The following is a 24,461-nucleotide window of genomic DNA, read 5'->3' as shown; positions in this document are numbered from 1 at the left end:
CCGGACATGTTACGGCCTCAGCTAGCTGGTGGCATCGCCTCACAGTTCGACGTACCGAATGATTGCCCGGTCAGCGCTGCCGCCTCTAGTCCTGCATCTGCGGCAGGATCATGACCGGAACGGGCACGTGTCGGAGAATTTTCGACGCTGCCGAGCCGAGGAACACCTGAGCCAAGGGGCCCGCCGCAGCTGAACCGAGGACGAGGAGGTCGCCGGATTCCCAGGCGATGTCGTTGACGGCGGCGGACCAATCGGGGCCCATGCCGATCACGAGGTCCACGTCCGGTAGTGGAATTGCTTCGCGGGCACGATCGAGTTGTCGGCGCAGCGTGCGTACGGCATTGCGGGTCCACTGGTCGGTGACGAGATCCTCGGCGGACTGCTCGATTGATCCGCTCAGCATGAGTGGGGGGCGGACGGTAAAAGATGCGATGCGCATCTGCACATCCCATTGCGCCGCAAGCTCTGCGGCAGCGCCGATGATCGGGGTGGTACCGGACATGCCTCCGTAGCCGACTGTGAGCCGTTCCAGGGTGAGCGGGCTGCGCGGGTATCCGCGCGGCGAGATCGCCACGGGTACGCGGGCCGTGTGCGCCAGACGTTCGGTGACGCTTCCCAGCGCTATTCGGCCCAGCAGTCCCGACGAGGATGATCCGACCACGATGAGATCGGCGTTGTACTGTGCGGTCAGTTCCGTCAGGCCGCGCGGTATCGATGTGGATCGGTGAATGACTGGTGTGATGTCGAGATCGGTCCGCAGTTGTGCGATCGCTTGGTCAAGCGATCGCAGTACTTGGATGGACAGTTGATGGTGGTATTCGCGGTCGAGTTGGTCGATGCCTATCACTGAGGGGCCGGCAAGTATGGCAGCGGCGATGATCTTTTCACCGGTGGTGCGTGCGATCTGTGCCGCCAAATGCAGTGGCGCACTGCCGTTGTGGGTGGCGCTGAACCCGGCGACGATCGTCACTGCGAGAGTTCCTCGGACGAGACAGGAGTCGCGACGACGTGGGTGACCGGGATGGCCGGATAGTCGCTGCGGGCGCGGTCGACCACGTCGAACCGATGCCAGACAGACTGTTCGGGCGGCAGTGTCGCGATGACGATCCGATCGGGGCGAAAGGTGTCCACGGCGTTGGCAAGGGCACGCAGCGGGCGAAAGTCACCGTGGATACCGTCGGCGTCGAGATCGGCTGAGCGCAGCACACCTACCGTGTGGTCGAGCCTGTCCTGTGCGGCCTGCTGGGTCGCCTCCCATACATCGAGTGGGCCGTGGGTGGCCGCGACGCCGGTCTCGATCGGGCTGTCGGGGACGACGACGAGGTACTTCGCGGTGCGTGTCGCCTTGATGTCGCGCAGTTCGGCAATCAGTTCGTCGGATGCGGCAGTTTCGTTGGCCAGCACCAGAACCCGGGTGGGCGGCGCCTCGGCGATGGCGCTCTCGACGTGCGGCCTGCGAGTGATCGCCCACCGGTTGATGAAATACAGCGCAATCACGACAACCCAGGACAGCAAGCTCAGTACCAGTTGGGACCGGGAATCTTCGCGGATGCCCATCTGCGCGAGGATCGCCATGATGGCCAGCACAGTGAAGACGGACAGCACTGGGAACAGCCACATCTTGACCTTCAGGTGCCCAGAACCGTTGCGGTAACGCAGGACGACCTGCGAGATCCCGATCAGGCAGTACACGAAGAGGATGACCGCACCGCTGGAGTTGAGTAGGAATGCGAACACGGTGTCGGGGGAGATCGCGGCGGCGATGACGCACAGGAAGCCGATAGTCGACGATGCCATGATCGCCATCGCGGGCACACCGCGGCGCGTGACGCTGACAAGTTGCTGCGGTGCTTCCCGGCGGGCGGCGAGCACGAACAACATCCGCGACGCGGTGTACATCCCCGAGTTCAGGCAGCTCAGCACGGCGGTGAGCACCACAGCGTTCATGATGTGGTCCGCGTAGGGCAGGCCCATGTCACTGAACGCTGCGACGTAGGGTGACGCAGCGATCGATTTGTCATTCCAGGGCACGATCGTCACCAGTAGGAACATCGAGCCGACATAGAAGATGGCGATCCGCGCGATGACGGAGTTCGCCGCCTTGGCCACTGCTCGTTCGGGATTGTGTGATTCGGCCGCAGCGATGGTGGCCACTTCGGCGCCGGTCATCGAGAAGATAACCGTGACAATGGCTGCGGTGATCGCCCAGGCGCCGTTGGGTAGGAAGCCGCCGTGGGCGGTGAGGTTGGAGAAGTCCATCGATTTGTGCGGCCACAATCCCAGCACGTACGCACCGCCGATGGCGAGAAACAGCACGATCGCAGCGACTTTGATTCCGGCGAACCAGAATTCGAACTCGCCGAAGGACGACACCGAAAACAGGTTGGTGAGGGTCATGGCCGTCAGCAGGACCAATGAACATAGCCATAACGGAATGTCGGGCAGCCAGTATTGGACGATCTTGGCTCCGGCGATGGCCTCGAATCCCACGATGATGACCCAGAAGTACCAGTACAGCCAGCCAACGGAGAAGCCGGCCCAAGGTCCGAGCGCGTTGCGGGCGTAGTCGGCGAACGAACCAGTGGACGGGTTGGCCACCGCCATCTCGGCGAGCATCCGCATCACCATGATGACCAGAAATCCGCATAGGGCGTAGGGGATGAAGGCAGCCGGTCCGGTGGCGTGGATGACCACACCCGATCCGACGAACAGTCCCGCACCGATGACGCCGCCGATGGCGATCATGCGGAGTTGTCGGTCGCTGAGGCCCTTGTGCAACCCGGGCGCAGTGCCCATGGCATATCTCCTTTGTGATGTGTGCCGCGCAGCCGCAGAAGCTTCAATGCCGTTGTATCGCTGCGGAGAACGGGAAATGGTGCTGAAGTGCACCTGATACATCAGAAGTATATTTGCGATCCAGCCCTGACACCCTCGTCCTGCGCAAAGTTGCTGTAAACCAATATGACGACCTTGTAACTGGCGCACTGTAAAGCGGCTGAAATTCGTAACATGTCGTTCATATGTACTGATTTGCAGGCGATTTCGTCCATCAGTGCTAGGCGACCGGGTCACCGAGCTCAGAATGTGACGCACACGCCGTGCTGACCAGACCCTGGCATTCGGCGGAGTGCCCATGCGGTTTCGGCACCGAGCAAGAATGCGCCAGGTCGCCCGGAGGTGCAGCGTCGTCACCCATGGTCCGGAGGATTAAATAACTTGGAGCACAACCGTTCTCATGGCAATGGGAATGGTGGTGCCGCCGGCTGATGCCGACGACATGTCGTTTTTCCTTCCACTTGACAAGCGTTACGACACCTCTCACACTGTTGCGTATAACGAGTGCGTTGCGCTATCCGCACCATAGTTGCCTGAGGGGCCGTTCATGCTTGAGATTTGTTTGCTAACCGACCTACCGCCCGGGGAGTCGCGTCGCGTGGAGGCCGATCCTCCAATCGCGGTCTTCCATACCGAGGACGGCGAGGTGTTCGCCATCGATGACACGTGTTCGCACCAAGATGCTTCGTTGGCAGACGGATGGTTGGAGGGGTGTGAGATTGAATGTCCTTTGCATGCTTCACGATTCGATCTGCGTACGGGTGCGGTTGACGCACCGCCGGCGAAGCTGCCGGTCCGCACGCACAGGGTGGTCATCGAGGATGGCGTCATCAAAGTCGAACTGAGTACCTACGCTCCCAACCTGCCGCCCGACATCCGCTCGCGACTGGGCGAGGCAGGCAAGCCGTGAAGCACGTCGCGATCGTCGGGGCATCGCTGGCTGGACTGTCAGCCGCGCGGGCCCTGCGAGCCAATGGTTTTGACGGCGCGTTGACCATCATTGGAGATGAGGCGCGACGGCCGTACGATCGGCCACCGCTGTCCAAGGAGTTCCTGTCCGGCAAGGTCACCGAGGCCGATCTGGCCCTCGAGTCCGATGGGGACGACCTGGGTGCGCAATGGCGCCTCGGGGTGGCAGCTGCGAAACTCGATACCGGCTGCGGTGCAATCGAACTCGCCGATGGTGCGCGGATCGATGCCGACGGTGTGGTGATCGCGACCGGCTCGCGGGCGCGCAGGTTGCCCCGGAGCGAACGCATGGCCGGTGTGCACGTGGTCCGCACCATTGACGACGCGATCGCGTTGCGCGCCGAGCTACACGCGGGCGCGCGCCTGGTTGTCATTGGTGGCGGTTTCATCGGCGCCGAAGTCGCCTCGACCGCACGCGAACTCGGCCTCGAGGTAACCGTCGTGTCGGCGGCGATGACCCCATTGCAGACGCAACTCGGACCGACGATGGGCGCCGTTATTGCGTCCGCGCACGCGGTCAACGGGACCACACTTATCTGTGGTGTCGGCGTTGTGGGGCTGGCCGCCGAGCACGACTCCCGGCAGGATTCCCACTCCGCTTGCCGGGTAACCGGTGTAGACCTCGCCGATGGCCGACACCTGCCGGCTGATGTCGTCGTGGTCGGTATCGGCGGCATACCCAACATCGAGTGGCTGCACGGTAGCGGCCTGCGCCTCGGTAACGGTGTGCTGTGCGGGTCGAACGGGCAGACAGGCATCCCGAATGTCGTCGCGGTGGGGGACTGCGCGGCGTGGCTCGACGCTTCCACCGGTGTGACACACCGCGTCGAACATTGGACCGGCGCTCTCGAGCGACCAGCTATCGCCGTCTCCACCTTGCTATCCGGGGGTTCGGACCCCTGCTCGCCCGTCAAGCCCCCGTACTTCTGGTCAGACCAGTACGGCTCGAGAATCCAGTTCGCCGGTATCGCCGCCCCCGACGACGAGATCGTCATCGAAGACGGCAGTTGCGAAGACCACTGCTTCCTGGCGACCTACCGCCGTGACAACCGCATCGTTGCGGTCCTGGCGATCGACCAGCCACGGCTGTTCACTCGCCGGCGGCGGCAGATCGCAGCCACCGCTTGATTCCTCGTCCTCCAACCCGTCCACAGATATAAGGAACCCAGTGACCACAGCAGTACCCGGATCCGCTACGGGCTTGCCTGAGAGCCTGATCCCCACCTTGGCCGGCCATTACTACACTCATCCCGAGGTCTTCGCGCTCGAACAGGAAAAGGTCTTCGAGCAGATGTGGTTTTGCGTTGTGCGGGCCTCGGATCTCGACAAGCCCGGCGCGTTCAAGACTGTCCAGGTCGGTCGTGAGAGCGTGCTCGTGACAAGGTCACGCACAGGCGACATCAATGCCTTCTTCAACGTGTGCCGCCACCGCGGCGCCCGGTTGTGCACCGAGGATGCCGGCGAGGTCAAGCGTGCGTTCCAATGCCCATACCACGCTTGGACTTACGATCTGGACGGCAAGCTGATCGCCGCGCCGAACTTGACCAAGATGCCCGACATCGACCGGGTCGAGTACGGGCTGCGCAAGATCGCGGTCAAACAGTGGCTCGGCTATGTGTGGGTGTGCCTTGCCGAGGCGCCCCCGTCGTTCGAGGACACCGTCATGCAGGAGGTCGTGGACCGGCTCGGTGACATCGAGTCGATCGACCACTACACCGTCGCAGACCTCAGTGTGGGGCGTCGGATTGTCTACGACGTCAAGGCGAACTGGAAGCTCATCATCGAGAACTTCATGGAGTGCTACCACTGCGCCACAATCCACCCGGAACTGACCGAGGTGTTGCCGGAGTTCGCCGACGGGTATGCCGCGCAATATTACGTGGGGCATGGCGCCGAGTTCGGGCAGGACGTCCAGGGTTTCACCATCGATGGATCGGAGGGCCTCGATCATATTCCCGGCGTGACCGAGGATCAGGATCGTCGCTATTACGCCATCACCATTCGCCCGCAGGTGTTCGTGAACTTGGTTCCTGATCATGTGATCGTGCACCGGATGTTCCCGCTGGCCGCCGACCATACGGTGGTGGAATGCGACTGGCTGTACTTGCCTGGCGTAGTCGAATCCGGTCGTGACCTCGACCGGTCTGTCGAGCTGTTCCACCGGGTCAACCAGCAGGATTTCGAAGCCTGCGAGCGTTGCCAACCCGCGATGGACTCACGGATGTATCGCGAAGGTGGTGTGCTGGTACCCAGCGAGCACCACATCGGCGTCTTCCATGATTGGTTGCGCGACAAGATCGCCGAATGACGGTGTGGGAGTGGATCTGCGGCCCAAGGCCCTCGATTCACCATATTTCGTAACTTCAGACAAGCACGCCGACGGCGCGGTCGGACACATTCACTTGCGGCTACAACTGGGCGTTCTCCACGATGCGCCCAACATTTCAGAAGGTCGGATCCGTATGACATCGCAACTCCTCGACCCGCTCCTGCAACCGTTTCAGCTGAAGAACGTCGCCCTGCGGAACAGGGTGGTCAGCACCTCTCACGAGCCCTCCTACACTGAGGACGGCATGCCGAAACGGCGGTACCGGCTCTACCACGAAGAGAAGGCCAAAGGCGGGGTCTCGCTCACCATGATGGGCGGCTCGGCGGTGGTCGCCCCGGACAGCCCCGCGGCCTTCGGCAATCTGCACCTCTACAAGGACGAGATCGTGCCCTGGTTACGAGAACTGGCATACGGCGTGCACGAGAACGGCGCGGCAGTGATGTGCCAGGTCACCCATCTCGGCCGTCGCACGAGCAACTACGACGGGGACTGGCTACCGGTCGTCTTTCCATCATCGATCCGGGAACCTGCTCACCGGTCGTTCCCCAAGGTGGCCGAGGAATGGGACCTCGAGCGCATCGTGCGCGCCTACGCCGATGCCGCGCAACGGTGCCGCGAAGCCGGGCTCGACGGGATCGAACTCGAGGCATACACCCACCTGCTGGACGCGTTCTGGTCACCTCTGACCAATCACCGTGACGACGAGTACGGCATCGCCACCATGGAGGACCGGCTTCGCTTCCCGCTGAGGGTGATTCGCGCTGTACGCGAGGCCGTGGGACCCGATTTCGTGGTCGGCATCCGGATGTCGCTCGACGAGGATGAGCAGGGTGGGTTGGGCTACGACGAAGGAGTGGAGATCGCCAGGCGCGTGGCGGCCGAGGGGATCGATTTCATCAGTGTGATCAAGGGTTACATGGCCAGCGACGAGGCGCTGTCGCGGGTCATCCCCCCGATGGGTACGCCCGTCGCACCGCATCTCGAATTCGCGGGGCAGGTCAAGCAAGCGCTGTCGATCCCGGTCATGCACGCTGCACGGATCAACGATGTGGCGACCGCGCGGCATGCGATTCGTGACGGCATTATCGACCTTGTCGGGATGACGCGTGCACATATCGCCGACCCGCATATCGTAGCGAAAATCCGTGCGGGCGAGGAAGACCGGATTCGGCCGTGTGTCGGTGCCAGCTACTGCTTGGACGAGATCTATCAGAATCGTGACGCCAAGTGCGTGCACAATGCATCCACTGGACGCGAAGACCGGATGCCGCACAAGGTGCCACTTGCCACGGGGCCTGCGCGAACCGCGGTGGTGGTCGGGGCGGGTCCAGCCGGGTTGGAAGCGGCGCGGGTGCTGGGGGAGCGGGGTCATCGAGTGGTCGTCTTCGAAGCTGCGGACGAGCCGGGCGGCCAGATCCGACTCGCGTCCGCGGCGCCGCGGCGCCGCGATCTCATCAGCATCATCGAATGGCGTCTGGATGAGTGCAAACTGCACGACGTCGAAGTCCGGACAAACAGCTACGTCGATGCCGAGGAGGTGCTGGCCGAGAATCCCGACCTGGTTGTCGTCGCGACCGGCGGTGTGCCGAACACCGAATTCCTCGCGGAGGGAACTCATCTGGTCACTGACGGCTGGGATGTACTGTGCGGAGCGGTGCGCCCGCGCGGGCAGGTGCTGTTCTATGACGACAATGGTGGCCATCCGGGCATGGACGCCGCCGAGGTGTTGGCCCGCTCCGGTGCACCAGTCGAAATCGTCACCCCGGAGCGAACATTGGCTCCGGATGTCGGGGGAGTGAACTATCCCGGATACTTCAAGGTATTCGCCGAGCACGGCGTCCGCGTGACGCTCAACGAACGGCTAACGGCGGTACGGCGTAAGGACGGTCGCCTGGAAGTGGATCTGTATAACGAGTACGCGCACGCCACCCGTCAGCGCATCGTCGACCAAGTGGTCGTCGAACACGGTACCCTGCCCTCCGACGAACTCTACTTCGCGTTGGTCGCCGGCTCATCGAACCTCGGCGAGGTCGATCAGCAAGCGCTGCTGAACCTGCAGCCGCAGAACGTCGTTCGCAACCCGACGGGCAGATACCAATTGTTCCGGATCGGTGATGCGGTCGCCAGCCGCAACATCCATGCTGCGATCTACGACGCATTCCGTCTGTGCATCGTCCTATAACTGTCCGAAAAGTTCCTGAAAGAGAGTGATCCCATGCCGCAGCATGTTCGGGGCGTGATCGCCCGAGAAAAGGGTGCGCCGGTCGAGCTCACCACCATCGTCATTCCCGATCCCGGCCCAGGCGAGGTCGTCGTGCGGGTGCAGGCCTGCGGGGTGTGCCACACCGACCTCACCTACCGTGACGGCGGAATCAACGACGCGTTCCCATTCCTACTCGGCCACGAGGCTGCGGGCGTGGTCGAAGAAGTCGGCAGTGGCGTCGAATCCGTCGCGGTGGGCGACTTCGTGATCCTCAACTGGCGCGCGGTGTGCGGACAGTGCCGGGCCTGCAAGCGCGGCCGCCCGCAGTACTGCTTTGATACTTTCAACGCCACCCAGAAGATGACGCTCGAAGACGGTACTGAACTGACTCCGGCGCTGGGCATCGGTGCCTTCGCCGACAAGACGCTTGTCCATGCCGGCCAGTGCACCAAGGTCAATGCCAACGCCGATCCTGCCGTTGTCGGACTGCTCGGCTGTGGCGTGATGGCCGGGATCGGTGCGGCGGTCAACACCGGCAACGTCTCCCGCGGCGACTCAGTCGCCGTCATCGGCTGCGGCGGGGTCGGCGACGCCGCTATTCTGGGTGCTCGCCTCGCCGGTGCGGGTACCATCATCGCCGTTGACCGTGATCAGCGAAAGTTACAGTGGGCCCAGGATCTCGGTGCGACGCACGTTGTGAACGCCGCCGAGGATGACTGTGTCGAGGCTGTGCAGGCCATCACCGGTGGGTTCGGCGCCGACATCGTGATCGATGCGGTCGGCCGCCCCGAAACCTGGCAGCAGGCGTTCTACGCCCGCGATTTGGCCGGCACTGTCGTGCTGGTCGGCGTGCCCACCCCGGACATGATTCTGCAGATGCCCCTGATCGACTTCTTCTCCCGCGGTGGAGCATTGAAGTCTTCGTGGTACGGCGACTGCCTGCCCGAACGTGACTTCCCGGCGCTGGTGGATCTCTACCAGCAAGGACGACTGCCGCTGGAACGCTTTGTTTCCGAGCGGATCGAGCTCGATGACGTCGAAGACTCTTTCCACACGATGCACGAGGGCAAGGTGCTGAGGTCCGTGGTCGTGCTGTAAGCGGCCCTGCGCATCCTGCGCGTTGTCACATCGGGGACGTAATGCTGTGGAGGGCCGCTGCGGCACCGGGCAACATCACCGGTGCCGCAGCGACCTGACCTGGGGCGGTCGATGTTCATCCCGTCGGATGTCCGCGGCCTAGACTGCGGAGCCGTCGGTAGCTCGGGTGGCCTGCGTACGCACTCACCCACCGATTGAGGCGCCTTGCGAGATCGTCGGGAAGCGGAGCCTTTTCCCGTTCCAGCGCTGTCAGTGCGACATCGATGGCATCAACGCAGTCATCGGAGGTGATCCTCATGAAAACCGCGTTGAGTTCAGAGATAGACAGTCGCGACCGAGCGAACTCGACAATGTCCCAAGCCAGTTCGTGTTCATCGGGTAGCCCTGCTTCGTGGCTGCTCTCTCCGTCATGACGAGTGGAGCTCTGGTCGGCTTGAGGGGAGGTGACGGGTCGGTGCGGGTTCATGCTTGACGTCCTTTGCTCCCACAGAACGAACTCCGCTGTATCGAGTCGTCTGTTCGACAGATTTCCGGGGGCACGACGTTGTGCGAATAGGTAGACGGGTCGGTAGACCCGATTGGCCGCGTCCGGGCGGAAGCAAAGCTCCTCGACGGCCAACGGCTTGGCTACAAGCCAATCAAATCGGCCAGTCAGATGTGCGAGAGTCGTCCGTTTATAACGGGAATCACACATCGAGGCACAGGACTTGGCTTGATCGAGCGCAAGCGGCCGGCGTGGGGGTTCAGTCATCACTGTCAGCCACTGAGCTGTAACGCGGTGCCGTTGGTCAATGCGTAGCGGTCAAAGAGGGTGCCGATCGCCATGGCAGGTAGGTCGATGTCCTCGATCCGCTGGACGGCGCCGTCGCCGGTGTCCGCGTCGGGTCCGTAGATCGCGAGCCATGCCAGATCGAGCCGACAGTCGGTGAAAGCCAGCCAGAGTGCGTCGTCGGACGCCATCTGAGTGGCCACTGCGGCAATCGGCTCATCGGGTTCGACGACCACGACGACGGGTCGCAGTCCCCGGGCCGTCACCGAGCCAAGTTCTGAATTGAGTTGGTGTAGAGCTGGATCCGACTCTGACCGGAGTAAGCGACGCAGCGTGTCGCCGCAAGAGCCAGACCGGCTGAAACCGCCGATCCTGGTGCGCACCCAGATGTTTGCGATTACCGCCTCCTGATGTTCTATGACGGCGGGAAGCTCATGGCTGTCGATGCCCGCCCGGTCGGCCATCGCGGACCGAAAGTTGCAACGCGCCTCACTCAAGGTGTCGGCTCCGCCTGTTAAACGGCTCGGAAGCGAGTAGTACTGGACCGCCGGACTGTACTCGGGGTCGTAGATGTAGATGACGTTCTCCGGCCGGGGCGGCGGGTCACTGGTCGACTCCTGTTCGCTCATTGAAAACCCTTCCGAATCGCGGGTGGGCAGTGCAAGCGCTGAGCGAGTCTTGTGAATTGAGCCTCAGCGGGGAATGCCTTTTTCCGTATGTGAGCTGGACCATATCCAAACTCAGGTCAGCGGTTTTGGCAAGCCATAGAATTGGCTTCAGCACAACCGCCTGTTCACGGTGCCAATCCGACACAGACGGGAAACATGCAGTCGCACGATGGACCGATGGCCGAGCATCCCAATTAGAGCTCTGTGCTGGGTGTTTGTTGCGCAGGCGCCGACCGCTATCGGCACCGCCGGGTATGCCTTGGACAAGAGGCCGGCAGCTGGACGTCCGCCTCCGCAGTCCCGTTGGAGGCCCGAATTGAAACGTGTTCTTTTATGGTCGTATTGGGACGGTTTGGATTGATTCTGAAGCCGATCATTTGTGTTTATTCATGCGTGGCTTTGGTGCCCGTTTAGTGACAATCGTGTTGATTCTCCCCGGCGGGATGTCGGTCCTGTTTGAGCACGAGATTTGAACTCCAGTGACACGGGCGCAGTCCGTCACCGACGTAACGCGCTGGCACGCTGCAGGGCGCGCACGACACTGTGCTTTCCGAGATCGACCTTGTACGCGTTCTGACTCAGCGGTGTTGCGCCGGCTATGGCGACCTCTGCTGCGGTGTCGAAGCTCTCGATTTCAGCTGGCTTGCCTACCAGGGCGGCCTCGGCCGCGGTCACCCGCCAGGGTTTGGCGGCCACACCGCCCAGCGCGATGGCAGCTGACGAGACGACGCCGTCGAGAATCGTCAACCCAGCAGCGACCGATACCAGCGCGAACGCGTAACTGTGCCGGTCTCGCACCTTGAGATACCAGCTGTGCCGGGCGTATTGGGATGGTGGCAGCTCGATGCCTGTGATCAATTCGCCGGGCCGCATAGTGTTGTCGGACTGCGGTTCCTGCTCGGGTAGCCGGAAGAACTGTGCGCGGGCTATCTCGCGGGATCCGGCATGTGAGGTCACGTGGATGACGGCGTCCAGCATCGCCAAGGCCACGGCCATGTCGGACGGGTGCACGGCAACGCACGAGTCGCTGGCGCCGAACAATGCGTGCTCGCGGTTGAACCCGGCCAGCGCACCGCATCCCGAACCGGGCATGCGCTTATTGCAGGACGGGAACGTGGGTTCCATGAAGTAGGGGCAGCGAGTCCGCTGCATGAGATTCCCACCGGCGGTGGCCATGTTGCGCAGTTGCGTTGTCGCACCGGACAGAATGGCGTGGGATAGCACCGGGTACTGGTTACGGATCAGGCGGTGGTTGGCGATGGCGCTATTGGTGACGCCGGCGCCGATCAGTACGCCACCACTCTCGGTCGCCGTGATCGTATCCAAACCCAAATTTCCGATATCGACGAGCGATGTCGGGACCTCGACGCCCAGCTTCATCAAGTCCAGCAGATTGGTGCCGCCGGCGTAGAACTGGCCACCAGCAGCGGCGCAGTCGAGAGCGTCGTCGATATCGACCGCGCGGTGAAAGTCAAAGGGCTTCACTGGTTATCGCCCGGCAGACATGATGCTATCGCGTCGATGATGTTCGGATATGCCCCGCAGCGGCAGATGTTTCCGGCCATTCGTTCGCGGATCTCGGCGCTGCACAGGGTTTTCGGTCCTGCCTTTACGTCGGCAGCTGGATTCTCGAAGGACGCGGCAGACAGATCGCCGCGGCCGTGTTCGCGCAGCAGCGCGTGCGCCGAACTGATCTGTCCAGGTGTGCAGTAGCCGCACTGGAACCCGTCGTGCTCGACGAACGCGCCCTGCAGGGGGTGCAGATGCTCGCCGTCGGCGATGCCCTCGATGGTGAGGACGTCCGCACCGTCGATCGCGACCGCCAGCGTCAGGCAGCTCACCACACGTTCACCGTTGACCGTGACCGTGCAGGCACCGCACAGGCCGTGATCGCACCCCTTCTTGGTGCCGGTCAACTGGATCCGTTCACGCAGCAGATCGAGCAGCGTAGAACGCACATCGGTCTCGATACTGAATACCGTGCCGTTGATGGTCAATTTGACGGTGTGCATGTCCGGGCTCCGCGGTATGGCGACAACAGGTTCTCGATGGTGATCGGCAAGTCGCGCACGCGGCGACCGGTGGCGTGGAAGATGGCGTTGGCGATCGCGGCGGGCACGCCGCAGATGCCGATTTCGCCGATTCCCCGGGCGCCGAACTTGTCCAGGCGATAGTCGGCACTGTCGATGAAGCTGATGTCGAAGAACGGGACGTCGGCGTGGGTCGGTACGTAGTACTCCCCCAGGGCGTGGCCTGTTCCCGGGTCGTACGGCACATGTTCGAGCAGGGTCATGCCCAACCCGAACGTGATGCCACCAATGACCTGGCTGCGGGCGAGCTTGGGATTGATCACTTTTCCGCAGTCCATCACCGCGACCCAACGAGTGACCGCTGCGCGCCCGATCTCCTCGTCGACTTCGACTTCACAGAAGTGAGCTCCGAACGATTGTGACACCGGACCGTTTTCGGGTGCTCCGGGACTGGCCATGGTGAACGTCAACACGTCCAGAAGTGCATCGTCGGCATGGGTGAAGAGCTCGTCGATCGACATGGTGGGCAGCGTCGGATCGGAACTGACGAGCGTATCGTCGCGGATATCAAGCGCCGCGACATCGCGACCGGCGTACGGTGAGTCCCGGCTGTTGACGAGATGATTCAACAGTCGGTGCTTCCATTCCTGCCCGGCGTCGTACACCGCCGAACCCACCGTGGCAGTCGTTTGCGATGCGCCACTGTAGGGCGCTTCGGGGAACGCCGAGTCTCCCGAGCTGAACGAGATCCGACTTGTCGCAAGACCGATTGTGTCGGCCGCGATCTGGGTCATCACGGTTCGCACGCCGTTGCCGACTTCGTGTGTGGCGGAGGCGAATTCGACGGCTCCGTTGGGCTGGGTCACCACGCGACAACCGGCAGGCATTCTGCGCCCCGGGTACGTTGCTGTTGCCATCCCCCAGCCGACCCTCACGCCGTTGCGGCTCAGTGAGCGGGGTGTGTGCGGCCGGGCGTCCCAACCGAATCGGCGGGCACCTTCCTGGAAGCACTCGGTGAGGTGTCGCTCGGACCACGGTTGACCGCTTGCCTGATCGATAGCCGCGTCGTTGGTGACCCGTAAATGCAGGGGATCGACACCCGACGCGTACGCCAGTTCGTCCATCGCCACCTCCAGAGCGAACAGTCCGGGTGCCTCGCCCGGGCCGCGCATGAAGCACGGGGTGGGGCGGTTTACCCGAGCCACATTGTGGGACACCACCATCCGTGGCGATTGGTACAGGAAACGGGTGGACAGTCCTGCAGGTTCGCAGAAGTGAGCGACCGTGGAAGTCTCGGTCAGCGTGTGGTGCTCGACGCTGCTGAGCAAGCCGACTGTGTCGGCGACCAGGTGTAGGTGTTGTTCGGTAGGTGGACGGTGACCGGTCGAGGTGAACATCTGGGCTCTGCTCAGCACCAGTTTCACGGGTGTGCCGGCCATTCGTGCCGCGACGGCGCACAACACGACGTGCATCCATAAGAAACTCTTTGAGCCGAATGCGCCACCGACCAGCGGTGAGATCACTCGAATCTTGTCGACGGTAGTTCCCAGATAGGCGGCAAGGACCTGCCGTTCACCGGCGATCCAGCGCGTCGTGTCGTGCACCGTGAGGTAGTCACCGTCCCATGCCGCGACGGTGGCCGATAGTTCGATCGGGTAGTGCGCATTCTCGGGTGTCGTGTACCGCGATGCGATCTTGATGCCGCCCTCAGGTGCGTCTCTGGCTCCCCGATGATCTTGGAGTTTCTCGTCTTCCAGTTTTACAAAGTGGTCAGGTTGATAGACACCGGAGCGGACGGGTCCGGCACCGCCAGTCGGTCGGGGCTGGTTGAGCGCCTCCCGGGCGGCCAGGACGGCAGGTTCCTCCTGATAGGTCAACCTGATCAGCGAGGCTGCAAATTCTGCATTCTCTGGAGTGTCGGCTACCACGAGTGCCATGTGTTGACCGCGGTATTGGACGGTCAGGTCGGACAGCGGGGGTCGACGTTCCAACGGCAGATCCCAGGTCAGGTCCGTGGGAAGAGTTTGCAGTGCAGGACAATTGAGCGGGGTGAGCACAACCGACACACCCGGAGCGGCCAGCGCGCGAGATGAGGCGTCTTCCAGCGATTCGCGGGTGACGTGCCCGTGGGATATCTCGGATTGCACCAGCACCGCGTAGTGCAGCCCGGGTATCACCGTGTCTGCGGTGTATCGCGCGGACCCGGTGACCTTGTCGGATCCCTCGACCCGGTTGAACGCGCTGCCGATCACCGGCGGTTCACCTGCATGCGACGAGCATGGCACTGGTCAATGTAGGCGTCCATCAGTCACATGACTGAGGTTCCGTCAGTGATGTGCGACCCGATCCCATACGTGCGGACTGTCCATGGTGCCGAGTCGGGACGTCACTGCACGTCCGATGCCGATCACTGCAAGGTCTTGCAGCGCTCGCAGTCGGTGCCGCTCCCATAGGTGCAGTCGGTCCTCGGGCAGGGGGTCACCGGGCGCCCATCCTCGAAAGGCGTTCGCAAGGAGCGCGGCATCGGCGATCGATTTCGACGTTCCCGAGGCTGTGTGGGGGCGGACGGTTCCGGCGGCATCGCCGATGACGAACACCCGGCCGTTGCGCATGCGTGCACTGGCGAGATCCATCACCGGTTGCAGGAACGGCTTCGAATGACGGACCAGCCGTGCCAGGAGTGGCGGAAGATCGTTGTCGGCCAATGCCTGCAAGGTTGCCTTGTTGGATTCGGACACATCCGTGGCCGGCAGGAAGTAGTCGTATCGGCGCGTAGACCGTCCGGTCATGATGTCGCCGAACGCCTCGTCGGACGCGTTGACGTACCACACCCAGTTGACTCGGCGTCGTCCTGGCGTGATCTCACCCGCAGGTCCCGGTACGAGATAGCAGAGAAACTGAATCCCATCGGCGCTGTAGAGAGTAAACCGCTCGCTCAGTTCGCCGGTGATATCTGCTGGGAGCTCGTCCTCGATTTCCAGACCACGCCATGCCACATAGCCCGTGTATTGCGGCGGCGCGGCGGAAACGGACTGGCGCACCGTAGATCCGATCCCGTCGGCCCCGATGACCAGTGTCCAGGTTGACGTGGTGCCGTCGGCGAAACTGAGGTCGACGCCGCGTTCCCCGGGAGTGACGGCAGTGACGGTGACGCCTTGGCGGTAGTCAACGCTCGGGATCGCAGTGCGGAACGCACGGTACAGCGTGTCCCACGCGGTCATGGTCTGTGGCATCGTGATGGTTCGTGGCGGGCTGTGGCAGTGCAGCAGGTGACGTTCGCGCAGCCCGACGCTCACTGTGTCGGGGCGAATACCCGTGACCGACAGCAGGTACTCAATCTCGGGCTGCATCACGATTCCCGCGCCACGGCCTGCCAGCGGTCCGGCAGTGTGCTCGAACACAGTGATCTGGGCGTCGGTGGACCGGCTGAGTTCGCCCGCTGCGGCCAGGCCGGCCAGCGAGCCGCCCACCACAGCGATCGACCAGGGGCCGCTCACAGGTTGAGGATCCGCTCGGCATTGCCGGCAGCTACCGCGGCCAACTCCGTTGGCGGCAGCGATAGTTGGCGGAGAAAGTCAGCACCATCGCGTGGCAGGCGGTACGGGTAATCGACCGAGTACATCAGCCGTTCGGAGCCGACGACATCGCGGGCGCACATGAACGGTGGGGTTGTGAAGTAGCCGCTCGTGGTCACGGTGAAGTGATCGAGAAAGTACTCGCTGACCGGGCGTTGCAGTCCTGTCACCGAAGTCGGCAGCCCGTCCTGGGCGCGATACAGCGCGAACGGCAGATGCTCCCCGAGGTGGCCGATGATCAAGCGCAGCGTCGGGAACCGGTCCAGTACACCCGCGAGAATGATCCGTAGGCAATGCAGTCCGAGTTCGGCATGCCATGCCCACGCAGCGGTGCCCAGGAAGTACGCGGCGGCCTCGGGCAGCCCGGCGGTATAGACGTCGCGTACCTGTTGGGCTGGAGGGGTCGGGTGCAGGTAAAGAGGCACGTTCAGTTCAGTGGCGGCTTCGAAGATCGGCGTGTAACGGGTGTCGTCCAGGAACGAGCCACCTTCGGTGCCGTTGAGAAACCCCCCGACGCATCCCAATTCCCGTACTCCTCGGCGCAATTCGTTCGCGGCGCGTTCGGGCTGGCGCAGAGCGAGGCTGGCGAACATGCGCAGCCGTGTGGGATGGCGGCGGGTGGCTGCGCACGCCGCGTCGTTGGCGTCGCGCACCAGCGCAGTGGCATCCGCTGGTCTCAGCCGGTGCTGGCCACCGGCGGCCAGCGAGAGGACCTGCAGGTCGACGCCGCCGGCGTCCATGGCTGCGATACGGGTCTCGTCGAGATCGATCAGTGCTGCGCGCAGTGCCGGCGAGGTGCCGGCGCGCGGCATGAATTCGCCGGTCGCGTCGAGGTACTCGGCGGTGGCGAAATGCTCCTCCAGTGTCACAACGCGGACAGTGATCTCTTCGGCGCTCGCGGGTGATGGTCTCACTGTGATCGTCATGCATCCTCCTGTGCCAAACGGGGTCTCCGCCTCAGTTGTCGCACAGGGTGATACGCCGCGTCACCAGTCGGATGACTGATGGCACGAGCACCGTGGTCAGATAAGAATGGGTCGGGCAAGAGCGACCGACGTGAGGTTACGAGCGATGGCAACCGTTGCAGACCTGGTCACCACCAACGTTGCGCGCCGCATCCTGGACTGACTAGGAGACACATGTACAGCGCGTCTCGTTTTCGTTGGATTGCATTGGCCGCTGCCATATTTTCGGTGACGTCGTGCGGCGGTGACGTGCTGGGCCCTACACCGCCGCAGACTGCCGCCACATCTGGTGCCGAAATCGGTATGGCGGTGGGGACTCAATACGACAGCGTGCACGTATATGTGCAGCCTGGCCAGCTTGACGCGTTCGTGTCGAGTTGGCTGGCCACCTTCGGTGGTAGCACCAAACCAGCTGCAGTCGTGACCGTCACGCCGACACCCAGTCAGACCAGGTCACAGCTGATCCTGTCGCCGGTCGGCACCATCTCGGCTTTCGAGTTCGTCACGGCTGTGCCCTATCCGTTCGGTGCCGAACGCACCGGATGGCTGATGGCCAATTTGGATGCAGGCGTTCAACAAGCGCGTGAGGCCGGGGCGGCTGTCGTGGTCGCTCCGTTCACAGATCCGATCGGGCGCGACGCGATCGTTCAGTTCCCGGGTGGGGTGAATGCCCAGTTATATTGGCACACAACACCTCCCAGCTACCCACCGTTGACCACGGTGCCCGACAATCGGATCTACCTGTCGGCGGACTCGGTGGACAAGTTCCTGCCGTCATACCTGAGCTTCACCCGCGGCAAGATCGAATCCGACACCACATCCGCTGACGGCGCGCTGATCGGCAAGCCGGGCACCACATTCCGACGGGTTCAGCTGAATTCGCCGTTCGGCAACACTCAGGTATTGGTCACCGACGGCCAGTTGCCCTATCCGTATGGTCGTGAACTGGCCGGATACCAGGTTGGCGACGTCGCCGCAGTCGTCGCGAAGGCAACGGCGGCAGGCGCACGCGTAGTGGTGCCTGCTGCGCATGTCGGCAACACAACCTCGGCGATGCTGCAGTGGCCCGGTGGCTATATCGCCGAAATCCACAACGACTGAGCTGTCGGAGCAAGCCCAGGTGTCCGGGAAGTTGACCAGGGCTCAGCTCAGAGAGTTTCGCGTAACCAATCCTGGAAGCTCTGCCAGCCGATCTCCGGATAGTTATGGCGCAGATCAACGATGTCAGCGCTGTAGCCGTGCTCGGACAGGTAGGTGAACATCGCGCGCATATCGGGCGAGCTGATCCGAGCCGGATCTAACGTGATCAAGTCGATCGGCCGTCCCAGCGCCTGCTCAAGGTCTGCGGTCATCTGACGGGGTGTCGGTGCATCGGAAGCCACGTCGATCCGCGTCCCGATGAAGCGTTGCGGATCGCGCAGCGCCGCTGCCACGAACCGGCCAAGGTCCCGGCGGGACAACTGCTGTAGTGGGGTGTTGGGCGGGATGGGGAGAGCGAACCTGCCGGCACGCAATTCGTCGAGGCCACCGAGCATGTTGTCGTAGAAGTAGGTGGGACCGACGATGGTGTAGGGGACACCGGAGCCGACGAGCGCGGTTTCGATAGCCGCCTTGCTCTCGAAATGCGGTATCCCGGTATGTCGATCGGCGTTGGCCACTGACGAGAACACCAGGTGCGGAACGCGGGCTTTCGCCGCAGCTGTCACCATGTTCAGGCCCTGCGCCAGCTCGGCATCGGGGCCGTCCTCGAACGGGGTGGTCACTGCGAAAACCCCTGTGGCACCGCTGAAAGCGCGAGTCAGTGCCTCGACGTCGTCGAGATCGGCTGCGGCCACTTCGACGCCGGCTTGGGAAAGTTTCTGCGCACGAGTGGATTGCGGGTTGCGGGTGATCGCGCGGACCTGTACTCCGCTGTGTGCGAGGGCGGTGACAACGGCGCCACCGGTTGCTCCGGTTGCGCCGACGACGGCGTATGTGGCTGACATGGCATGGTCCTTTCAGGCGGCGTCGCTACGCCACACATAGGTGTGCTCACCGGAGAGCAGTATCTCGCCGCGCTGATTATGCACGGACACTGCGGCTTTGACCCGCCCTCGCTTGTGTCGGGGATGAGTTCAGTGATCTCCAGCTGTGAGTAGAGGGTATCTCCGCTGTGCACCTCGCCCAAGAACTCATACGCCAGGCTTTCGGAGCGGACGAACACCTACTGCCGTGGCGACCGGTAGGCGGGTAGGGCGGTAGTTCTGCGGGTCAGGTCGACGAACATCGGTTCGTAGTCCTGGTCCGAATCCACTGCCGCCCAAAGTCGGTCCCGCCCTGCCGCCGAAATCGGTAGCGCCGCGGGATCGTCGACGATCGACAGCAGGGTGTCGAAGTCTTCGGCCGATGCCCGTAGTGGGCGCGGGTTCGATTCATCGAGCGCCCGGTTCACGACGGCAGCCATCGGGCCAACGCCGAAGAGGCGCAGTGCGGTGGCGTAATCGCCACCGAGTATGTCGGTGACGTCGAGGGCTTCCCGGAGCCCGACCTCGGCGGCCATCACGAACGCGTTGGTGATCAGTTTGTAGGCGACGCCGGTGCCGTACGGGCCGACCTGCTCGACCTTGCCCAGAACCGATAACACGCTGTCCGCCTTACGCACGGCCTCCGGGGAGCCGCCGACGAGAAACGTGATCGATCGGTCCTGGGCATAACGCACGCCGCCGATGATGGGAGCATCCACGACCATCGCTCGAGCCGGCACCTTCGCCCGTATTCTTGCTGCCATCTGAGGCGTCGTGGTGGAACAGCTCACCAGAACCGCGTCCGGTCCCAATCCGGCGAGCGCGCCGTCGGTGGCCCAGAGAGCCGTCGCGATGTCTGCCGACATGACCAGGCTCAAGACGACATCGCTGTACTGCGCGGCAGCCGCAGGCGATGCCGCGGGCTGCGCGCCAGCGGCCGTCGCCGCCCGCATCCGGTCGGGATCGGTGTCGTAGGCGGTCACCGCGAAGCCGGAGTCGAGCAGATGCGGCAGCATGGCGGTTCCCATGTCCCCGACACCGACGACACCGACAGTGAGCATGATTCTCCGATCGTGAGCATGGTTCGGCCGGTTGATATGTACGCATGGTGAGTCTGCAGGCCTCGGACGCTGCGGTCATCAGTCGAATGACTGGGGACCGCGACGCCGGCCTGCCTGGTCGGCTGTTCCGGCGTAAAGTGCGGCATGTTGTTGACGTCGGTCGGCACATTGCGGGAAGGATGCCGTGAGCCGGGACATAGTGTTGGACCCGACCGTTGCGCGCCTGGTCGCAGCGATGGCGGTACCCCCCAGCCTCGGCCAGCTCGGACCGCAGGATGGCCGACTGGCATTGCGTGAGGCGCAACGCAGCAGCATCTCTCAGCCCGGTACCGAGGTGCGGTTCCACACTGCTCAGGTCGGCCCCGCCGGCCTGGTCGGTTTCTGGTTGGTGCGGCCGACCGGTGCGGTGGGGCCGCTGCCGGCCGTCCTGTATGTTCACGGCGGCCGGTTCATGTTCGGTGACGCCGATACCCATGGACGTGTGGTCGGTACGATCGCAGCGCGGTGCGCTGCGGCGGTGATCGTGCCCGAATACAGCCGGACGCCCGAAGCTCGTTATCCGGTCGCGCTAGAAGAGTGTTACGCCACTCTGCTGTGGGTCCGTGACAATGCCGAGTCGTTGGAGATTGACCCGAAAGCCATTGCGGTGGGCGGTGATTGCGCGGGCGCCACCATCGCCGCCGCGATGTGTATGGTGTGCAAGTCACGCGGAGGCCCACGGATCAAGGCTCAACTGCTGTACTACCCGCCGACGGACGCGCGGTGCGAGTATCCGTCTCACGAGGCATTCGCCGAGGAGTACTTGCTCACCAGCGACGAACAGGCGTGGTACTGGGAGCAGTATTGCGATGGTGATGCAGACAGTCCGACGGCATCGCCGTTACGCGCCTCACGCACGGATCTGACCGGCTTGCCGCCGACGCTCATCGTGACCGCCGAGGCCGATGTGGTGCGCGACGAAGGCGAGGCATTTGCAGAACGTTTGCGCGAGGCAGGGGTCGAGGTGACGTGCACGCGGTACTTGGGTACGGTGCACGACTTCGTCGTCCTGACTCAACTGTGTGAAACTCCCTCGGCGCAGGCAGCGCTCGAACAGGGCGTTTCGTTTCTCAATCAGGCGCTTCGCCCGTGACGGTCGTCCGTGCGGTACTGCCGATCGTCGGCCGTGATCGGCTGATCCGCCTCACCTCCGACGTCGCTTCCGGGGCGGTCGATGCGCAGCGCGCGATCATCCTGGTGGGGGAACCTGGAATCGGCAAGTCAACGTTGCTGCGTTGCGCCATGAACCAAGTGACGCCGCCCGCCCGGGTGCTCTTCGCGAGCGGGACAGAACCAGATCATGTCCAGCCTTACACAGCGCTGGCTGAACTCATCATGCCCGTCATCGATCAAATCCACGAGCTGCCTAAGGATCTGCGCGATGGCTTGGCCGATGTCCTTGGCTCGCGAGCCGATTCGACGAGTCCAGGGCCGGTGTTGATACAGCAGGCGGTGCTGGCGTTGCTTGCAGTCGTGGCGGCTCGTCAACCAGTGGTGTTGGTGCTCGACGATTTCGACCGTTTCGAGCCAGATTCCCGTCAGGTGCTCAGCTACGTGATCGGCCGTGTGCCACACCTGCCGGTCCGGGTGTTGCTGAGTGCTCGGCGTATCGATCCGTTGCGTGGCATCGACCGATCGGTCACGGTGATCGACGTCGCGCCCCTGTCCGACGCGGCTGCGGCCGAACTGATCGAGACACAGTCCGTGGTGCCCGACTCCAGTGTGCGGGGCGAGATCATCCGTTGGTCCGGAGGAAACCCGCTGGCGCTCATAGAATCTGCGCGGTTCTACGGTAAGTCGGGGTCGGCGACTTTCCGGGAGAACCACATGGTGGGTTCCGGATTCGCCTACGCGCTGTTCGCCGCGCAGCTGTCCGAGCTACCGGCGGACACCCGCAAGCTGGCCCTGTTCGCCGCTGCCGGCGCAGGGTACGAGACTGTCGACGCAGTCACCGCCGCAGCCGGTTTCGGCCATGAGCTGTCCCGGTGGGAGCCTGCGATCGAGGCCGGGCTGGTGACGATCGGTGAGGATCGACGGGTGCGGTTCAGTCATCCGTTACTGCGCAGCATTGCCTACAGTGAGGGTGCTCTCGATGAGCGCCGCGCCGCACACATCGCGCTCGCAGCGTCTCCTAAACTCGATGTGCCCTGCCGCGCATGGCATCTCGCAGCGGCTGCCACCGGCACTGATGAAATGGTGGCCGCGCTGTTGGAACAGGGCGCAGAGCAGTCGCAGCAACGTGGCGGCTATCTCGAGGTGGCACGAGCGCTGCAGCGGGCCGGCGAGCTCAGCCCAAGCGGTACCGACGCAGCCCGGCGGTTCACGCTTGCGTCGGTGGCTGCGAACTTCGGTGGCGATCCGTCTTGGGCTTCGTCCTTGGCCACAAGCGCGATGCAGAGTTCGTCTGATCCTGAAATCGTCGGGCAGGCAGCGTTGACCCGCGCCTCGATCCTGGTGCAATCGGCCCGGCCGGCTCAGGCGTGCGATGTGGTGCGCAGCACCTTGGATGGGGCCAGGCCTGCCAACGCCCGGTTGCGGTTGGCGCTGATGTACTGCGCCGCATCGGCTGCGTACTACTCCGGTGAGCTGGCCCATCGGCGGGATCTTCGACGCTGGCTCGACGAAACTGCCGGTGATGTCCTCGGCGAGAGTGTCTTCCCCACGCCGCTACCGGCTGAGACGGGTCCTTTGCAGCGGGACTATGTCTCGATGTACGCCGACAGTGCCGCGAGCGAGCACAGCAGACCCGCACCGTGGGATCGGCGGTGGCTGCAGCCGATGTCGGCCGACGCCGAACCCTACCGGCGGCTGATCATCGGCGCCATGGCATATGCCACGGAGGACACCGCGCTGGCGGTCAGTGAACTCGGCGACGCGGTCGAGCGCCTCAAATCGGACGGTGGGCTGCGTGGGTTCACCTACGCCATGGCGACCCTGGCCTGGGCTCTGCTGGATGCTGGGCGCTGGTCGGATTTGCAGGATCTGCTCGAAGAGACTGAAACGCTCTGTGCCGTATATGATTTAGCGCTGCTACACACGGAAAGTAGTGCAGCGAAAGCGCATCTGCTCGCTTGCCTCGGAGACACCGACGGCGCCGCGGAGGCGTTGACCGCAGCACTGCGGATCAAGGCTGACAATGGTGGATCTGCGACCGCGGCGGCGTTGATGCGAGCGGAAGGATCCATTGCCCTCGCGCGTGGCGACTTCGAAACCGCTTATCGCGCATTGCGCCAGTTGTTCGACGCGGACGGTGAGCCCGTCCATTTCGTGGTGGCCCATCGCGGGCTTGCAGACCTGGCCTGGGCCGGGGCGCGCAGCGGACACCTTGACGAGGTGCGGCCGATGGTCGTGGCCATCGGACGGCAACTGGGGTCGAACCCACCGGTTCGGCTCCGGTTGCTACGTCATCAGGCACTTGCCCTCACTACGTCGACGCATGTGGCAGAACGGCACTACCGACTGGCGGTGTTCGATCCGACGGGAGATCAGTGGCCGATGGAACGTGCCCGCGCCCGTTTGCATTACGGCGAATGGCTGCGCCGGGTACGCCGCCCTGCCGAAGCTCGTACGCAGCTGACCGCAGCGCTGGAGGTATTCGAGCGGCTCGGCGCCGCTCCGTTCGCCCAGATCGCACGGGCAGAACTGCGCGCCGCCGGAGTCACGGCATCGGCATCGTCGACAGCAGTGGAGGGACTCGATGCCCTCACCGCTCAGGAGCGTCAGATCGTAGCGTTGGCCGCGTCAGGTCTCACCAATCGTCAGATCGGCCAGCGGCTGAACCTGTCCCCGCGGACCATCGCCTCTCACCTCTACAACGTGTACCCCAAGCTGGGCGTGAGCCGGCGCCATCAACTGCGTGACATCGTCGCGCACGATCCGTCGACGTGACGACCAAGGACTGGGTTCGGGACTGCCCC

General features: G+C 63.5%; 18 protein-coding genes. 8 read left to right on the top strand and 10 right to left on the bottom strand.

Translation table 11 applies throughout. The annotated features are described in order from the left end of the window. Positions 1–85: 85 nt before the first annotated feature. Positions 86–970, bottom strand: coding sequence for a universal stress protein (locus A5784_RS11075; protein WP_064944953.1), 885 nt, complete (start codon positions 968–970; stop codon positions 86–88). Beyond that, positions 967–2,796 (bottom strand): amino acid permease, encoded by a 1,830-nt coding sequence (locus A5784_RS11070; RefSeq protein WP_064944952.1) that lies wholly within the window; start codon positions 2,794–2,796, stop codon positions 967–969. The genes A5784_RS11075 and A5784_RS11070 overlap by 4 nt, the downstream gene beginning before the upstream one ends. Positions 2,797–3,382: 586 nt before the next feature. Between A5784_RS11070 and A5784_RS11065 the strand changes: the two genes are divergently transcribed. The 5 genes from A5784_RS11065 to A5784_RS11045 all read left to right on the top strand — a co-directional run bounded on the left by A5784_RS11065 (position 3,383) and on the right by A5784_RS11045 (position 9,434). Further along, a complete protein-coding gene (locus tag A5784_RS11065) occupies positions 3,383–3,745 on the top strand; it encodes a bifunctional 3-phenylpropionate/cinnamic acid dioxygenase ferredoxin subunit (RefSeq protein ID WP_064944951.1) in 363 nt (120 codons plus the stop codon). Next, positions 3,742–4,932, top strand: a complete 1,191-nt coding sequence (locus A5784_RS11060; protein WP_064944950.1) for an NAD(P)/FAD-dependent oxidoreductase — start codon at positions 3,742–3,744, stop codon at positions 4,930–4,932. Before A5784_RS11065 ends, A5784_RS11060 begins: the two co-directional genes overlap by 4 nt. Positions 4,933–4,972: 40 nt before the next feature. Further along, complete coding sequence (locus tag A5784_RS11055; RefSeq protein WP_064944949.1) at positions 4,973–6,112, top strand: aromatic ring-hydroxylating oxygenase subunit alpha; 1,140 nt, start codon at positions 4,973–4,975, stop codon at positions 6,110–6,112. Positions 6,113–6,266: 154 nt separating this feature from the next. After that, positions 6,267–8,315, top strand: coding sequence for an NADH:flavin oxidoreductase (locus A5784_RS11050; RefSeq protein WP_064945108.1), 2,049 nt, complete (start codon positions 6,267–6,269; stop codon positions 8,313–8,315). Between the two features lie 33 nt (positions 8,316–8,348). Beyond that, positions 8,349–9,434, top strand: coding sequence for an S-(hydroxymethyl)mycothiol dehydrogenase (locus A5784_RS11045; protein WP_064944948.1), 1,086 nt, complete (start codon positions 8,349–8,351; stop codon positions 9,432–9,434). A gap of 756 nt (positions 9,435–10,190) precedes the next feature. On the opposite strand, the gene A5784_RS11040 is transcribed toward A5784_RS11045, so the two are convergent. The 6 genes from A5784_RS11040 to A5784_RS11015 all read right to left on the bottom strand — a co-directional run bounded on the left by A5784_RS11040 (position 10,191) and on the right by A5784_RS11015 (position 17,402). Then, the gene (locus tag A5784_RS11040; protein ID WP_064944947.1) at positions 10,191–10,832 is read right to left on the bottom strand and encodes a hypothetical protein; all 642 of its coding nucleotides are present in this window, start codon (positions 10,830–10,832) and stop codon (positions 10,191–10,193) included. A 537-nt stretch (positions 10,833–11,369) separates the two neighbouring features. Then, a complete protein-coding gene (locus A5784_RS11035; protein WP_064944946.1) occupies positions 11,370–12,356 on the bottom strand; it encodes an FAD binding domain-containing protein in 987 nt (328 codons plus the stop codon). Next, on the bottom strand, positions 12,353–12,883 hold the full coding sequence (locus A5784_RS11030) for a (2Fe-2S)-binding protein (protein ID WP_064944945.1): 531 nt from the start codon (positions 12,881–12,883) through the stop codon (positions 12,353–12,355). The genes A5784_RS11035 and A5784_RS11030 overlap by 4 nt, the downstream gene beginning before the upstream one ends. Continuing rightward, on the bottom strand, positions 12,865–15,153 hold the full coding sequence (locus A5784_RS11025; RefSeq protein WP_064945107.1) for a xanthine dehydrogenase family protein molybdopterin-binding subunit: 2,289 nt from the start codon (positions 15,151–15,153) through the stop codon (positions 12,865–12,867). The genes A5784_RS11030 and A5784_RS11025 overlap by 19 nt, the downstream gene beginning before the upstream one ends. A gap of 75 nt (positions 15,154–15,228) precedes the next feature. Beyond that, positions 15,229–16,398, bottom strand: a complete 1,170-nt coding sequence (locus A5784_RS11020; protein WP_064944944.1) for an FAD binding domain-containing protein — start codon at positions 16,396–16,398, stop codon at positions 15,229–15,231. After that, on the bottom strand, positions 16,395–17,402 hold the full coding sequence (locus A5784_RS11015) for an amidohydrolase family protein (protein WP_064944943.1): 1,008 nt from the start codon (positions 17,400–17,402) through the stop codon (positions 16,395–16,397). The genes A5784_RS11020 and A5784_RS11015 overlap by 4 nt, the downstream gene beginning before the upstream one ends. A 267-nt stretch (positions 17,403–17,669) precedes the next feature. On the opposite strand from A5784_RS11015, the gene A5784_RS11010 reads away from it, so the two are divergent. Continuing rightward, positions 17,670–18,542 carry a glyoxalase gene (locus tag A5784_RS11010; protein WP_197514698.1) on the top strand — a complete coding sequence of 291 codons (873 nt, stop codon included), beginning with the start codon at positions 17,670–17,672 and terminating at the stop codon, positions 18,540–18,542. A 47-nt stretch (positions 18,543–18,589) separates the two neighbouring features. Here A5784_RS11010 and A5784_RS11005 read toward each other — a convergent pair whose 3' ends face one another. Together A5784_RS11005 and A5784_RS11000 are read right to left on the bottom strand one after the other, a co-directional pair. Next, positions 18,590–19,426 carry an NmrA/HSCARG family protein gene (locus A5784_RS11005; protein WP_064944941.1) on the bottom strand — a complete coding sequence of 279 codons (837 nt, stop codon included), beginning with the start codon at positions 19,424–19,426 and terminating at the stop codon, positions 18,590–18,592. A gap of 218 nt (positions 19,427–19,644) precedes the next feature. Continuing rightward, positions 19,645–20,505 (bottom strand): NAD(P)-binding domain-containing protein, encoded by an 861-nt coding sequence (locus tag A5784_RS11000; RefSeq protein ID WP_064944940.1) that lies wholly within the window; start codon positions 20,503–20,505, stop codon positions 19,645–19,647. A gap of 184 nt (positions 20,506–20,689) precedes the next feature. Between A5784_RS11000 and A5784_RS10995 the strand changes: the two genes are divergently transcribed. Together A5784_RS10995 and A5784_RS10990 are read left to right on the top strand one after the other, a co-directional pair. After that, positions 20,690–21,637, top strand: coding sequence for an alpha/beta hydrolase (locus A5784_RS10995; RefSeq protein ID WP_064944939.1), 948 nt, complete (start codon positions 20,690–20,692; stop codon positions 21,635–21,637). Further along, a complete protein-coding gene (locus A5784_RS10990) occupies positions 21,634–24,432 on the top strand; it encodes an AAA family ATPase (protein ID WP_064944938.1) in 2,799 nt (932 codons plus the stop codon). The genes A5784_RS10995 and A5784_RS10990 overlap by 4 nt, the downstream gene beginning before the upstream one ends. Positions 24,433–24,461: the final 29 nt, after the last annotated feature.

Origin of the sequence: Mycobacterium sp. 852013-50091_SCH5140682 (assembly GCF_001665685.1) — a bacterium.
GTDB lineage: Bacteria > Actinomycetota > Actinomycetes > Mycobacteriales > Mycobacteriaceae > Mycobacterium.
Note: the sequence above shows the minus strand (reverse complement) of the source record. Positions and strands in the feature narration are given on the sequence as shown.

Bases quoted from the DNA above. Each gene is read 5' to 3' on its own strand.
- A5784_RS11000 (WP_064944940.1), bottom strand. From the start codon at position 20,505: ATGCTCACTGTCGGTGTCGTCGGTGTCGGGGACATGGGAACCGCCATG.
- A5784_RS11065 (WP_064944951.1), top strand. From the start codon at position 3,383: ATGCTTGAGATTTGTTTGCTAACCGACCTACCGCCCGGGGAGTCGCGT.
- A5784_RS11030 (WP_064944945.1), bottom strand. From the start codon at position 12,883: ATGCACACCGTCAAATTGACCATCAACGGCACGGTATTCAGTATCGAG.
- A5784_RS11070 (WP_064944952.1), bottom strand. From the start codon at position 2,796: ATGGGCACTGCGCCCGGGTTGCACAAGGGCCTCAGCGACCGACAACTC.
- A5784_RS11045 (WP_064944948.1), top strand. From the start codon at position 8,349: ATGCCGCAGCATGTTCGGGGCGTGATCGCCCGAGAAAAGGGTGCGCCG.
- A5784_RS11040 (WP_064944947.1), bottom strand. From the start codon at position 10,832: ATGAGCGAACAGGAGTCGACCAGTGACCCGCCGCCCCGGCCGGAGAAC.
- A5784_RS11015 (WP_064944943.1), bottom strand. From the start codon at position 17,402: ATGACGATCACAGTGAGACCATCACCCGCGAGCGCCGAAGAGATCACT.
- A5784_RS11050 (WP_064945108.1), top strand. From the start codon at position 6,267: ATGACATCGCAACTCCTCGACCCGCTCCTGCAACCGTTTCAGCTGAAG.
- A5784_RS11005 (WP_064944941.1), bottom strand. From the start codon at position 19,426: ATGTCAGCCACATACGCCGTCGTCGGCGCAACCGGAGCAACCGGTGGC.